Consider the following 12,554-nt stretch of genomic DNA (forward strand, 5'->3'; position numbering starts at 1 on the left):
AAGGATGGATTGCCTCGCTTCGCTCGCAATGACGAATAACCGAGGCTGGCGAGCTTTCAGTACGTCTCGACGTGGTAACGGCCGCTTTCGCGCATCTTCGGTTTGAGGGCCGACCAATCGATCGACGCCGCGCGGCAGGCATCGGCGAAAGCTTCATCGACGCCGCTCTCCATGCCTTTCAATCCGCAGATGTAGACATGGGTCTTGTCGTCACGCAGCAGCGCGGCGATCTGCGCCATCTCGCTGCGAATCCGATCCTGCACATAGACACGCGGCTGATCCGGCACCCGTGAATAGCAGAAGTATTTGCCGAGCAGCTTTTCCGGCACCTTCTGCAACGGCCCGAAATACGGCAGTTCCTCCGGCCGGCGTGCACCGAAGAACAGCAGCAGACGCCCTGCCGCATCCGGCATCGCGCGGCGGCGGCGCTCGGTAAAGCCGCGGAACGGCGCCGAACCCGTGCCGGTGCAGATCATGATGATGTTCGCGGCAGGATCGTCCGGCATCAGGAAGGTCGCGCCGAACGGACCGGTGACCTCAAGCTTCGCGCCGCGCGGCAGATCGCACAGATAGTTCGAGCAGACGCCGTTGTCCTCGCGCTTCACTGTGAGCGCGAGATTGTTGGTGTTGGGCTTCTCGCCGCCGCGCGGACTTGCCACGGAATAAAGGCGCGCGACATGCGGCTTGCCGTTCTCGTCGGTGCCGGGCGCGACGATGCCGATGCTCTGGCCTTCCAGCACCGGGAACGGCTGATCGCCGAAATCCAGGATGATGTGACGCACATCGGAATCGGCATTGGCATCGGTGAGACGGAAATTTCCGGTGACCGTCGCCGTCGCCGGCTTGCCGCGGTTGTAGAGATTGACCGTCGGCTTGCTGGCGGAATGCGGCGCGACCGGCTTGCCGCCGAGGCCCTTGCGGGCTTCTTCCAGCAGCTTCGAGACTTCATCCTCGAGCGCCTCGACCGCGCCGCCCTCACCCGAAGCGACAGCGGCGACCTCTTCCTGCTTCGGCAATTCCTCCCACGAGAATTGCTCCTCAAGGGAATAGGCCCTCGTCACCACACGCCAGTTGTCGATCGAGCCGGTGGGACACGGCGAAATACAATCCATGCAGTGATTGCAGATGCTCGCATCGACAACATAATTGTTGCCGTCATGCGTCACCGCATCGACCGGACATGTCTCTTCGCAGGTGTTGCAGCGAATGCAGATCTCGGGGTCGATGAGGTGTTGCTTGATGAGGTCGGTGACTGGAGTATTCATGGTTGATCTTCGACTTTCTTCCCCTCTCCCCTTGTGGGAGAGGGTGGCGAAGTTGAGCGGAGCGAAACTGAGCCGGGTGAGGGGTTACGATGTTAAAAGAACCCCTCACCCGCCCTCGCTTTGCTCGGGCCCCCTCTCCCACAAGGGGAGAGGGGAAGAGTCTCACGCCGCGATCTTCACGTATTCGAAATCGCCCGGCTTGTTGTCGATGCCGACCTTGGGAGGCGCGATCCAGTTCGCGAACTTGCCGGGTTCGGACACCGGCTCCATCAGCGAGGAAATGAAATCGCCGTCCGCAGCCGAGGGCAGATAGTCGTCGCGAACCTTCGCCCACTCGGCATCGGAAACAATGATGCCCTTCGGCGTCGCCTGCACATTGGCGAATTCACCGATCTGGCGGTGGAACGCGGTGTGCGGCAGCTCAAGGCGGAAATTCACGCCCGCCTTCTCGATCACCTTGTTCCAGCGCTCGACGCCCTTGGCGCAGTCTTCGGTGTAATCGTCGCGCAGGCGCATGTTGAGTGCGGTGAGCGCGGGCTCGTCCACCAGCGTGATCTTGCCGTCGACCATTTTGAGCACCTGGTAGATGTCATTGGTCAGGCGATGATCGTCGTCGATCTTGGTCTCCTGGAAGCGGCCCTTGAGGCCCGCATTGTAGAAATTCGCGGCGTTGGTCGAGACCTCCGATCCGAACAGATCGAGCGACAGCGAATAATGCAGGTTCATTTTTTTCTGCATGGTCGGCAGGTCGATGACGCCGAGCGCGCGGACCGGCTCGATCTCATTCGGGTCTTCGATACCGGCAGCCTTCATCGCCTCGCAGGTGCGTTGAAGCACGCGGCTGACGCCGGTCTCGCCGACGAACATGTGATGGGCTTCTTCCGTCAGCATGAAGCGGCAGGTGCGCGACAGCGGATCGAAACCGGACTGCGCCAAGCTCTCAAGCTGCATCTTGCCGTCGCGGTCGGTGAAGAAAGTGAACATGAAGAACGACAGCCAGTCCGGCGTCGCTTCATTGAAGGCTCCTAACATCCGCGGCGCGTCCTCATCGCCGGAACGGCGGCGCAAAAGATCGTCGGCTTCCTCGCGTCCGTCGCGGCCGAAATACTTCTGCAAGAGATAGACCATTGCCCAGAGATGGCGGCCTTCTTCCACGTTGACCTGAAACAGGTTGCGCATGTCGTAAAGCGACGGCGCGGTCTTACCCAGATGGCGCTGCTGCTCGACCGAGGCCGGCTCGGTGTCGCCCTGAATCACGACGAGGCGGCGCAGCATCGCGCGATACTCGCCGGGCACTTCCTGCCAGGCCTTCTCGCCCTTGTGCTGACCGAAATTCACCAGGCGCTGCTCGTCCTGCGGCGCAAGCAGGACGCCCCAGCGATATTCCGGCATGCGGACGTAATCGAACTTGGCCCAGCCTTTCGGGTCGACGCTGATCGCGGTGCGCAGATACACCAGCGATTCCTGGAAGCCATCCGGGCCCATGTCGTTCCACCAGTCCAGATATCCCGGATGCCAGCCCTCCAGCGCTTTCAGCACCTGACGGTCTTCGGCGAGATTGACGTTGTTCGGAATCTTGGTGGTGTAGTCGACGTTCATGATGTTCATGGCGTGCTCCTTGATTTCATCGTGCCGCGCATCTTGTTGTTGTCTCTTCCGTCATCCTGAGGTGCGAGCGCCTCTTGCGCGCGAGCCTCGAAGGGTGACGGGTCAATTGTTGTTTCGGCGCTCATCCTTCGAGGCTCGCAAGTGCTCGCACCTCAGGATGACGCCTTCTCTAAACCCTCGTCATGTCGAACTGCGCGCGCTCGCCGGTGCCGTAGCGTTGCAGTGCGCCGTTTTCACCCACCGCATTCGGCCGCTGGAAGATCCAGTTCTGCCACGCCGTGAGCCGCGAAAAGATTTTCGATTCCATGGTCTCGGGCCCGACGAAGCGCAGGTTCGCTTCCATGCCGGTAAGACTGTCAGGCGAGAACGACGTGCGCTCTTCAAGGAACACGCGCACTTCATCGTCCCAGTCGATGTCATCGAGCGCGAAGGTGACAAGGCCAAGTTCTTCCGCCGTCTCGGCATCGAGCGCCTCGCCGATTTTGGCTTTCGCCGTCTCGACGTCGGACGGATCGGCCTGAAAGCGCGACTCCAGCCGGGTCAGGCCGTGGCTCATCGGATAGGGACCGAAGTTCGCGGGCGAGAGAATGATCTCCGCGGGCGCGCGGTTGTCGCCCTGCTTCTCGCCGATCAGCATGTAGGAGCGGTCGGATGCGAACACGAGTTCCGCCAGCGTGCCGACGAAGCAGGAGCCTGGCTCGACCAGCGTCACCAGCGTGCGCGAGGTGACATCGATGCGCTTGAGCACGCGTTTCCAGTAATGACGGATCTCATTGACCAGCCAGTTGGCCCTGTTGGCTTCGAGGAACGCATCATAGGCCCGCACACGAGAGCGTTCGCCGACCGACTTGAACACCAGCATCGCGATTTCAAGCTCGTTGATGCGCAGATGCAGAATGGCGTCGTCGAGCTCACGCGCCACCTGCAGCGGCCAGAAGTCCGCGCCCTGCGCCGTCATGCTCGCGACATCGGCGGGCGGATCGTTTTCGGGGGCCTTGATGGTGATGGTGGCGATGCGTCCCGCGCGATTGAGATCGACGCTGACGAAACCATATCGGATGCCATCTTCGGTCAAGCTGCGCTTCAGCGGCGTCAGCGCGATGCCCTGCCCTTCGCCGTTGCGTTTGGATTTGTCCGCAAATTCCTTGGCGCGCTCCGCGACCTTCGCTTCCAGTTTGGAGTTGGAGACGATCTCGTCCACCAGCCGCCACTGCACGGCGCGCTTGCCCTTGATGCCTTCCTCGATGGTGCAGAAGAAGTCGGCGTGATCGCGCCGGACCTTGCGCTTGTCGACAACGCGGGTGAGCCCGCCGGTGCCCGGCAGCACCGCAAGCAGCGGCACTTCGGGAAGCGCGACGGCAGCCGAACCGTCGTCCGCCATGATGATGTGGTCGGCGGCGAGCGCGAGTTCATAGCCTCCGCCGGCGGCGGTGCCGTTCACCACGCAGATGAAGCGCTGGCCGGAATTCTCCGACGAATCCTCGATGCCGTTACGGGTCTCGTTGGTGAACTTGCAGAAGTTCACCTTGTGCGCGTGGGTCGAACCCGCGAGCATGCGGATGTTGGCGCCGGCGCAGAACACGCGGTTCTTGCCCGAGCGCAGCAGCACCACCTTCACTTCCGGGTGCTCGAAGCGCAGCCGCTGCACGGCGTCGGCGAGTTCAATGTCGACGCCGAGGTCGTAGGAATTCAGCTTGAGCAGGTAGCCCTCGAACAGGCCGCCGTTCTCGTCGACATCCATGGTCAGGGTGGCAACATCGCCCGCCACATCCAGTTTCCAGTGCCGGTACTTCGACGGCTCGGTCTGGAAATCGATGAAGGTCGCGCTGTTGGCGAGTTTTCGGTCTTCCGCGGCCATGACTGTCTCTCGATCCGGATGAAATCTGAATTATAATGCACAATAGTGCAGGTCAAAGGACGCGTCCAGCTTTATATTGCATTTAACATGCACTTTTTTGCATGTCAGGCAGCCCGGCCCACGGCGCCCTCGCCATGGATGGACAGCAGCCGGTTGGCGAAATCCGCCGCCGCCTTCAGCGCCGCATCGGGCGCCTCTCGATGCGGGGAATGGCCAGCGTCGGAAATGATGGTGGTATCGACCGGGCAATAGCACTCGGCCTGCGCAATCTCGATCTGCCGCAACGTGCCGTACTGGTCGTCCGCTCCCTGGATGATCTCGATGGGAACGCGCACATAGGCGAGCGACTCTGAAATGTCCCAGTCGCGGAAGGCGGGATCGAGCCAGGCGTCGTTCCAGCCGCGAAAGGCGTTATCGACATCCTTGTGCCAGCGCGCGAGTTTCGTGCGCAGGTCCGTCGTCGCATATGTCTCTTTAATCTTCGCGATCGACTCGATCGAAATATCCTCGACAACAAAATGCGGCGCGATCAGCACAAGACCACGCACGCGATGATCCTGAATGCCGCCGGCATAGATCGTCGCGATAGACGCGCCATCGGAGTGGCCGAGCAACAGGCCGCGGCGGAAACCGATGGCGTCGAGCAGCTTCGGCAGCACATCGAGCGCTTCAACGTGCATGTAATCCGGCTTGCGCGGCAGTTTTGCCGGTGACGAGTTGCCGTAACCGCCGCGCGAATAGACGAACACGCCCACGCCGGTCGCAGCCTGCAGCTTTTCGGGAAAGTCGCCCCACAGCCCGACCGAGCCGAGGCCTTCATGCAGCATCACGATGGTCGGCGCCTTGTCCGGCGCCGGACCGATCATGCGATACTCGAGTTGCGCGTCGCCGATGGTGAGTGTGCCGGAGGGTTGGAGGATGGTCATTGGTTTTTCCTCGTCGTTCCACTTCAGTTCGTCATTGCGAGGAGCACTTGCGACGAAGCAATCCAGTTTTCTTTTCTTAAGAGTGGATTGCTTCGCTCCGCTCGCAATGACGGCTAGGGCTTCGCGCCGGCCCGCAGCTTGAAGCGCTGGATCTTTCCGGTCGCGGTTTTCGGCAACGACTCCACCACCTCGATCCAGCGCGGATACTTCCACGGGCCGATCTTCTGCTTGACGTGCTCTTTCAGTGCGCCGTTGAGATCGCTGACCGATGCACCCTGCTTCAGCACAACGAATGCCTTCGGCTTCAAAAGCCCTTCGGAATCTTCAGCGGGCACCACGGCGGCTTCCGCCACCGAGGGATGCGTGATGAGCGCGCTCTCCACCTCGAATGGCGAGACCCAGATGCCGGAGACCTTGAACATGTCGTCGGAGCGGCCGCAGTAGGTGTAACGCCCGTCCGCATCGCGGGTGTACTTGTCGCCGGTGCGGGTCCAGCCGCCTTCAAACGTCTGCCGGCTCTTGCTGCGCTGGTTCCAGTAGCCTTCGCCCGCCGAAGGCGCATTGACGATCATCTCGCCGACCTCGCCGTCCGCAACATCCGCGCCTGCATCGTTCACAAGACGCACCGCATAGCCCGGCACCGGCTTGCCCGAGGTGCCGTACTTGATGTCGCCCGGCGCGTTGGACAGGAAGATGTGCAGCAGTTCGGTGGAGCCGACACCATCGAGAATGTCGACACCGAAGCGATCCTTCCAGCTCTGGCCCACCAGTTCGGGCAGCGCTTCGCCCGCCGAGGTGCACACACGCAGACGTCTGGTGCGCGGCTCGCTCTTGAAGGCCTCGTCGTTGAGCATGGCCGCGAACAGCGTCGGCACGCCGAAGAAGATGCTGGGATCGTGCTTGCGGATCAGTTCGAACATCACCTGCGGCGTCGGACGTTCCGGATTGAGAATCGTCGTCGCACCGACCGACATCGGGAATGTCAGCGCATTGCCGAGGCCGTAGGCAAAGAACAGTTTTGCCGCCGACAGGCCGACATCGTCCTCGCGGATGCCGAGCACCTGCTTGGCGTAGGTTTCGGCTGTCGCCTCCAGATTGGAGTGCAGATGACGCACGCCCTTCGGCATGCCGGTCGAGCCTGACGAATAGAGCCAGAAGGCGGGCTCATCCGGATGGGTCGCGGCGGTGGCGAACTGATCGCTTTCCTTCGCGAGTTCATCCTTGAGCAGCAGATGCCCGTTGGCGTTCGCACCCGACACCACGACATGCTGCAGATCCGGCATGCGGCCGAGCACATCCTTCACCACCGGCAGCAACGCTTCCGAAATGAACAGCACGCGCGCGCGGCAATCCGCCAGCACGTAGGCATACTGTTCGGACGTCAGCAGCGTGTTGAGCGGGACCGGCACGATGCCCGCGCGGATGCTGCCCAGGAACACGACCGGGAAGTCGATGGTGTCGAGCATCATCATCGCGACGCGCTCTTCCCGCCGCACGCCGAGCCGCTTCAGGAGATTGGCGAGCCGGCGCGTCTGCGCCTGCAACTGGCCATAGGTGATCTCGGACACCGGGTCCTTGAAGACGACCTTGGCCCCGCGCCCTGCGTCGACGTTGCGGTCGAGCAGGTAGGTCACGGCATTGTATCCGCCGCCTGAATCGCTCATGACTTCGACGCTGGGCCGGTGCCCAGTCCACCCTTCACCCGCACGACGCTCTCCCTTGGATCAGTTTTTAGAATTATAATTCATATAAAGTCACCGCCTGAGCTTGCTGTCAACCTTTTCCGGCATTATGTTTCAGGTGTGCCACGAGTCGAAACCGAGATGACCCCGCAGGTAGAGCCGGAAAACCAGTTCCTTGAGCAGCTTGGACAGCGTGTCCGCACCATGCGCGCGTTGCGCGGCATGTCGCGGAAGACGCTGGCCAAAGTGTCGGGGATTTCAGAGCGCTACATCGCGCAGCTCGAAAGCGGCAAGGGCAACGTCTCCATCGTGCTGCTGCGCCGGGTCTCCGCGGCGATGGGCGCGCATGTCGAGGACCTGATCCCGACCGCGGACACAACGCCTGACTGGCTGGTGATCCGCGATCTGATGCGAACGGCGACGCCGCAGCAGATCGCGCAGGCCAAGGAAGCCCTGTCCGGCAACGGCGCGGCGCGCGGCAACACCTTCGCCGGCATCGCGCTGATCGGATTGCGCGGCGCGGGTAAATCGACGCTCGGCAAAATGCTGGCGAAGAAAATCGGCTGGACCTTTGTCGAACTGAACAAGGAGATCGAGAAGCAGAACGGCCTCTCGGTCGCCGAGATCATCGCGCTCTACGGCCAGGAAGGTTTCCGCCGCATGGAGCAGGCGGCGCTGGCGCAACTGCTCGCACGCAAGGAACTGATCGTGCTGGCGACCGGCGGCGGCATTGTCTCCGAGCCGGTCACGTTCGATCTGGTGCTGTCGTCGTTCTATACGATCTGGCTGAAGGCCAAGCCGGAAGAGCATATGGGGCGCGTGCGCAAGCAGGGCGATCTGCGGCCGATGGCGGACGATCGCTCCGCGATGCAGGAACTGCGCACCATCCTTCTCAGCCGCGAGCCGCTCTATGCGCGCGCGTCGGCGCAGATCGACACCGCAGGGCTCGATGTCGAGGAGGCCGCAAAGCGCCTCGCCGACACCGTTGCGCCGCTGCTGGCCAAGGAACCGATCACCTTCGCGCCGCGCGCCGTCGCCGCGCAATGAGCGGCGTTCTCGGCCTCGCATCACCTGTGACCGTCGCAACGGCGGCGGCACAAACACTGGCGGATCTGCTCGGCGCCCGCGGCCTCGACGCGGCGAACATGGTTGCGATCCGCAACACGCTGCACATCGACGACATGTCGAGCGACTTCCGCACCCTTGCCGACGTGATTGACGCCAACGCGCTGCCGATGCTCGACCGGATGCAGGACGGCCCGCGCGTTCCGCACGGCTCGCTGGTGCTGTCGTTCGCTGCGCTGGATGATGGTCGCGCGCGGCTGACCGGCTTCCGCCGCTTCCTGATGCGGCGCGAGGGCATCGTGCCCACCGACATCGTCTATGATTACGACGCCGCGCATTTGCTGCACGCGTTCATCGCGCGTGCGCACACGCCGGTGTTCTATGACGCATTCGATGAAGATGGCCTCGGCGATCTGATTGGAGAACTTGTTGTGCAATGGCCGCAGCCGCTGGAGCGGGATATTGTCGCGGCGAGCGATAAGGGACTGGTGACAGTCACTTAGCTTCGTCATTGCGAGCGTAGCAAAGCAATCCACCCTTAGCTTTCGAAGATGGATTGCCTCGTCGCAAGCGCTCCTCGCAATGACGGTCCTAAACCCCCAGATGCTGCTCCAGCAGGTCCTGCTTCGCCGCCAGCGCCGCCGGCGTGCCGTCGAACACCACCGTCCCCTTCGACAGCATCACCATGCGGTCGGCGATCCGCGACAGCGCGCGGAAATCCTTGTCGACCACGACCGTCGCAACGCCTTCGCTGCGAATGACGCCAAGCGTCTTCCAGATATCCTTCGCCACCAGCGGCGCGAGGCCTTCGGTCGCCTCATCGATCAGGATCAGATCGGGATTGGTCATCAGCGCGCGTCCGATGGTCAGCATCTGCTGCTCGCCGCCGGACAGTTGATGCCCGCCGTTGGTGCGCCGCGCATGCAGACGCGGAAACAGCTCATAGATTTTTTCCAGCGTCCACACCTTGCGGCCGTCGACGCCGGGGCGCGCGGCCATTACGAGATTCTCCACCACCGACAGCGAGCCGAACACGCCGCGCCCCTCCGGCACCAGCGCCACACCCGCGCGCGCGATTGTCTCGGGCGCGGCCCGCATGATGTCGCGGCCGTTGAGCGTGATCTGCCCGCGCCGGTCCGCGACGAGACCCATCAGCGAACGCAGCAGCGTGGTCTTGCCCATGCCGTTGCGGCCGAGCAGCGCCACCTGTTCGCCGCGCGCAATCGACAACCCGATGCCGTGCAGCACCTGGCCCGCGCCGTAAAATGCTTCGAGTTTCTGGACATCGAGCAACGCGCTCATGCGGCGTCCTCCTCAACGCCGAGATAGGCAAGCCGCACCGCCGGATCGGTGCGGACATCCTGCGGCAGGCCGCTGGCGATCACATGGCCGTCGGCCATCACCGTCAGGCGATCCGCCAGTTCGAACACCGCATCCATGTCATGCTCGACCACCAGCACCGCGCGGCCTTTCTTCAGCGACGCGATCAGATCGACCACCTTGCGCGCTTCCGACTGCCCCATGCCCGCGAGCGGCTCATCGAGCAGGACGATGCGCGGCTGCGTCGCCAGCACCATGGCGATTTCAAGCTGCCGCTGCTCGCCGTGGCTGAGATGGGTCGCTGTCATCTGCGCGCGCGATGCAAGCCCCGCCTGCTCCAGCGCGTCGCGGGTGCGGCGGTTGACGTCCGCATCCGAAAACACATTGCCGAACATTTTCAGCGGCGACGCGGCATGAGCCTGAGCCGCCAACCGAACATTTTCATGCGCGGTGAACTGCGGAAAGATCGTGGTCTTCTGATACGAGCGGCCCAGACCCGCGCGGGCGCGGCGATCCGGCGCAAGGCGCGTAATGTCATCCTGACCCAGCATGATCTCGCCGGCGCTGACGGACAGATCGCCGGACAACAGATTGATCAGCGTCGATTTGCCCGCACCGTTCGGCCCGATCACCGCGTGGATCCCGCCGGTGTGAACGTCAAGCGAGACATCGGACACGGCGGTGAGACCGCCGAAATGTTTCTTCAGGCCGACGGCCCGCAGCGCGACGTCGGGACTAGCCATGACGCCCTCCCACCACATCGTCATTGCGAGCGGAGCGAAGCAATCCAGAAGCGCCCGGTAAAGAGCTGGATTGCTTCGTCGCGATGCTCCTCGCAATGACGGTTGATGACTCCACCCCAGATTGCGCATCTGAAGCAGGAAGGATCATCTTCAATAGATCGCGCACGCCGTTGGGCAGCACCAATACGATCAGAATGACGATCAGTCCTTCGGCGAGCTTCCAGTGTTCGGTGGTCGCCTTGAGAACTTCCTCAAGCCCGATCAGCACCAGCGCGCCGGCCAGCGGACCCGCCACCGAGCGCTGGCCGCCGATCAGCACCATCACCAGCACCGTGGCCGAAAGATGCCAGCCCAGCATCTGCGGCGCGACAAAGCCGAACTGTGCGGCGGCGAAGTATCCGGCGATGCCTGCTATTGCACCCGAGATCACGAACGCGGTCAGGCGCACGCGAAACACCGGAAAGCCGAGCGCGCGGGCGCGGCGCTCGTTATCGCGGGCCGCCGCCAAAGCATGACCGAACGGCGAGCGCACGATTATGGTCAGGAGCGCAATCACCGTCACCAGCACGGCAAGGACGACGAAGTAGTAGGTCAGCGGCTTTTCAAGATCGAGCAGCGTGAGATTGCCCAGCATCATCGACGGCTTGTTGTAGATGAAGGCGCCGTCGGAGCCGCCGGCGAATTTCGAATCATGAAACAGGAAGAACAGCATTTCGCCGAACGCCAGCGTCACCATGATGAAGTAGATGCCGCGTGTGCGCAGCGCCAGCGATCCGATCACTGCGGCCGCGGCCGCGGATGCGGCCACCGCAAGCGGCAGCGTCCACCACAGCGAGGCCGGATCGTATTTCGGCGAGGCCAGCGCCAGCACATAGCCCGCAATGCCGAAGAACGCCGCATGACACAGGCTCACCAGTCCGCCATAGCCAACCACGAGGTTGAGCGACATCGCCAGGATGCCCATGATCAGCGCCTTGCTGATGAACTGCACATAATAGGTCGGTGCGACGAACGGCAGCGCAATCGCCAGCGCCAGAAGCACGCCGGGCACCAGCCATACGCGCGGATCGCGTTGCGTGCCCATGCTAGATTTCCCGCCGCCCGATAATGCCGTTCGGACGCCACAGCAGCACCGCCGCCATCAGCACATAGATCAGCACGCTCGAGACGCTCGGGAAGAACACTTTTCCGAACGTGTCGGTAAGGCCGATCAGCAGCGCGCCGATCGCGGCGCCGCCAATCGAGCCGATGCCGCCGAGCACCACGACAACGAATGAGAGAATGAGCATGCTGTCGCCCATGCCGGGATAGACCGTCGATATGGGTGCGACAATGATGCCGCCGAGGGCCGCCAGCGCGATGCCGACCGCGAACACGTAACGGTTCACGGTGTCGAAGCTGATGCCGAGCGTGCGCGTCATCTCGCGGTTCTCCGCGCCGGCGCGCACGATCATGCCGATCCTGGTGCGTGTGATGACGAAATAGATGATCGCGGCCGCGACGAGACAGAATGCGCAGATCGCGAGGCGATACACCGGATAGGAGAGATTGTCGGTGAGCTGGATCGCGCCGCGCAGTCCTTCCGGCGGCAGCACCGAATGGACATCCTTGCCGAACAGCAGTTGCCTGATTTCATCGATGACAAGGATCAGGCCGAACGAGAGCAGCACCTGCGCCAGATGATCGCGGCCGTAGAGCCTGCGGATGAACACATTTTCCAGCAGCAGTCCGACAACGAAGGCGATGCCCACACCCGCCACGACGGCGACCCAGAAGCTGCCGGTATAGGCTGCGATCCAGTAGGCCAGATAGGCGCCCAGCATGTAGAACGCGCCGTGGGCGAGGTTGATGACGCCGAGAATGCCGAACACCAGCGTCAGTCCGCTGGCGACCAGAAACAGGACCATCCCGTACTGAATGGCATTCAGAAGCTGAACGCCGAGGGTTACGAGGTCCATCTGTTAAATCCCGGCATAATCGTCATCGGGGCATGTAGCCTTCAACAATAACGGGTTGTCATTGCCGGGCTTGACCCGGCAATCCATCCCTGATGAACTTTTTTCTTTAGATAGATGGCCGGGTCAAGC

11 protein-coding genes are annotated in these 12,554 nt (G+C 62.6%); 2 read left to right on the forward strand and 9 right to left on the reverse strand.

The window, feature by feature from the left end; genetic code table 11:
• Nucleotides 1–56: 56 nt before the first annotated feature.
• The 5 genes from boxA to ACP7AL_RS16145 all read right to left on the reverse strand — a co-directional run bounded on the left by boxA (nucleotide 57) and on the right by ACP7AL_RS16145 (nucleotide 7,321).
• Nucleotides 57–1,265 (reverse strand): benzoyl-CoA 2,3-epoxidase subunit BoxA, encoded by a 1,209-nt coding sequence (gene boxA / locus ACP7AL_RS16125; protein ID WP_425992779.1) that lies wholly within the window; start codon nucleotides 1,263–1,265, stop codon nucleotides 57–59.
• 162 nt (nucleotides 1,266–1,427) lie between these two features.
• The gene (gene boxB / locus ACP7AL_RS16130) at nucleotides 1,428–2,873 is read right to left on the reverse strand and encodes a benzoyl-CoA 2,3-epoxidase subunit BoxB (protein WP_425992781.1); all 1,446 of its coding nucleotides are present in this window, start codon (nucleotides 2,871–2,873) and stop codon (nucleotides 1,428–1,430) included.
• 169 nt (nucleotides 2,874–3,042) lie between these two features.
• Nucleotides 3,043–4,731, reverse strand: a complete 1,689-nt coding sequence (gene boxC, locus ACP7AL_RS16135; protein WP_425992783.1) for a 2,3-epoxybenzoyl-CoA dihydrolase — start codon at nucleotides 4,729–4,731, stop codon at nucleotides 3,043–3,045.
• A 104-nt stretch (nucleotides 4,732–4,835) separates the two neighbouring features.
• Nucleotides 4,836–5,657, reverse strand: coding sequence for an alpha/beta fold hydrolase (locus tag ACP7AL_RS16140; RefSeq protein ID WP_425992785.1), 822 nt, complete (start codon nucleotides 5,655–5,657; stop codon nucleotides 4,836–4,838).
• A 113-nt stretch (nucleotides 5,658–5,770) separates the two neighbouring features.
• Nucleotides 5,771–7,321 carry a benzoate-CoA ligase family protein gene (locus tag ACP7AL_RS16145; RefSeq protein WP_425992787.1) on the reverse strand — a complete coding sequence of 517 codons (1,551 nt, stop codon included), beginning with the start codon at nucleotides 7,319–7,321 and terminating at the stop codon, nucleotides 5,771–5,773.
• Nucleotides 7,322–7,480: 159 nt separating this feature from the next.
• On the opposite strand from ACP7AL_RS16145, the gene ACP7AL_RS16150 reads away from it, so the two are divergent.
• Together ACP7AL_RS16150 and ACP7AL_RS16155 are read left to right on the forward strand one after the other, a co-directional pair.
• Nucleotides 7,481–8,386 carry a helix-turn-helix transcriptional regulator gene (locus ACP7AL_RS16150; RefSeq protein WP_425992789.1) on the forward strand — a complete coding sequence of 302 codons (906 nt, stop codon included), beginning with the start codon at nucleotides 7,481–7,483 and terminating at the stop codon, nucleotides 8,384–8,386.
• Nucleotides 8,383–8,907: a hypothetical protein gene (locus tag ACP7AL_RS16155; RefSeq protein WP_425992791.1), complete on the forward strand. Its 525-nt coding sequence runs from the start codon at nucleotides 8,383–8,385 to the stop codon at nucleotides 8,905–8,907. Before ACP7AL_RS16150 ends, ACP7AL_RS16155 begins: the two co-directional genes overlap by 4 nt.
• Nucleotides 8,908–8,995: 88 nt before the next feature.
• Here the strand turns inward: ACP7AL_RS16155 and ACP7AL_RS16160 are convergent, their stop codons facing one another.
• The 4 genes from ACP7AL_RS16160 to ACP7AL_RS16175 are packed head-to-tail and all read right to left on the reverse strand — an operon-like array spanning nucleotide 8,996 to nucleotide 12,425.
• A complete protein-coding gene (locus ACP7AL_RS16160; RefSeq protein WP_425992793.1) occupies nucleotides 8,996–9,706 on the reverse strand; it encodes an ABC transporter ATP-binding protein in 711 nt (236 codons plus the stop codon).
• The gene (locus ACP7AL_RS16165; protein ID WP_425992795.1) at nucleotides 9,703–10,467 is read right to left on the reverse strand and encodes an ABC transporter ATP-binding protein; all 765 of its coding nucleotides are present in this window, start codon (nucleotides 10,465–10,467) and stop codon (nucleotides 9,703–9,705) included. The genes ACP7AL_RS16160 and ACP7AL_RS16165 overlap by 4 nt, the downstream gene beginning before the upstream one ends.
• Nucleotides 10,460–11,551 carry a branched-chain amino acid ABC transporter permease gene (locus tag ACP7AL_RS16170; RefSeq protein WP_425992797.1) on the reverse strand — a complete coding sequence of 364 codons (1,092 nt, stop codon included), beginning with the start codon at nucleotides 11,549–11,551 and terminating at the stop codon, nucleotides 10,460–10,462. Before ACP7AL_RS16170 ends, ACP7AL_RS16165 begins: the two co-directional genes overlap by 8 nt.
• Before the next feature lies 1 nt (nucleotide 11,552).
• Nucleotides 11,553–12,425 (reverse strand): branched-chain amino acid ABC transporter permease, encoded by an 873-nt coding sequence (locus ACP7AL_RS16175; protein WP_425992799.1) that lies wholly within the window; start codon nucleotides 12,423–12,425, stop codon nucleotides 11,553–11,555.
• Nucleotides 12,426–12,554: the final 129 nt, after the last annotated feature.

This window comes from Afipia sp. DC4300-2b1 (assembly GCF_049895725.1).
In the GTDB taxonomy this organism is placed as follows: Bacteria; Pseudomonadota; Alphaproteobacteria; order Rhizobiales; family Xanthobacteraceae; genus Afipia; species Afipia broomeae.

What these genes read in the sequence shown, in the direction of transcription:
- ACP7AL_RS16150 (WP_425992789.1), top strand. Translation starts at nt 7,481, where the DNA reads ATGACCCCGCAGGTAGAGCCGGAAAACCAGTTCCTTGAGCAGCTTGGA.
- ACP7AL_RS16140 (WP_425992785.1), bottom strand. Translation starts at nt 5,657, where the DNA reads ATGACCATCCTCCAACCCTCCGGCACACTCACCATCGGCGACGCGCAA.
- ACP7AL_RS16145 (WP_425992787.1), bottom strand. Translation starts at nt 7,321, where the DNA reads ATGAGCGATTCAGGCGGCGGATACAATGCCGTGACCTACCTGCTCGAC.
- boxA (WP_425992779.1), bottom strand. Translation starts at nt 1,265, where the DNA reads ATGAATACTCCAGTCACCGACCTCATCAAGCAACACCTCATCGACCCC.
- boxB (WP_425992781.1), bottom strand. Translation starts at nt 2,873, where the DNA reads ATGAACATCATGAACGTCGACTACACCACCAAGATTCCGAACAACGTC.
- ACP7AL_RS16155 (WP_425992791.1), top strand. Translation starts at nt 8,383, where the DNA reads ATGAGCGGCGTTCTCGGCCTCGCATCACCTGTGACCGTCGCAACGGCG.
- ACP7AL_RS16175 (WP_425992799.1), bottom strand. Translation starts at nt 12,425, where the DNA reads ATGGACCTCGTAACCCTCGGCGTTCAGCTTCTGAATGCCATTCAGTAC.
- ACP7AL_RS16170 (WP_425992797.1), bottom strand. Translation starts at nt 11,551, where the DNA reads ATGGGCACGCAACGCGATCCGCGCGTATGGCTGGTGCCCGGCGTGCTT.
- ACP7AL_RS16160 (WP_425992793.1), bottom strand. Translation starts at nt 9,706, where the DNA reads ATGAGCGCGTTGCTCGATGTCCAGAAACTCGAAGCATTTTACGGCGCG.
- boxC (WP_425992783.1), bottom strand. Translation starts at nt 4,731, where the DNA reads ATGGCCGCGGAAGACCGAAAACTCGCCAACAGCGCGACCTTCATCGAT.
- ACP7AL_RS16165 (WP_425992795.1), bottom strand. Translation starts at nt 10,467, where the DNA reads ATGGCTAGTCCCGACGTCGCGCTGCGGGCCGTCGGCCTGAAGAAACAT.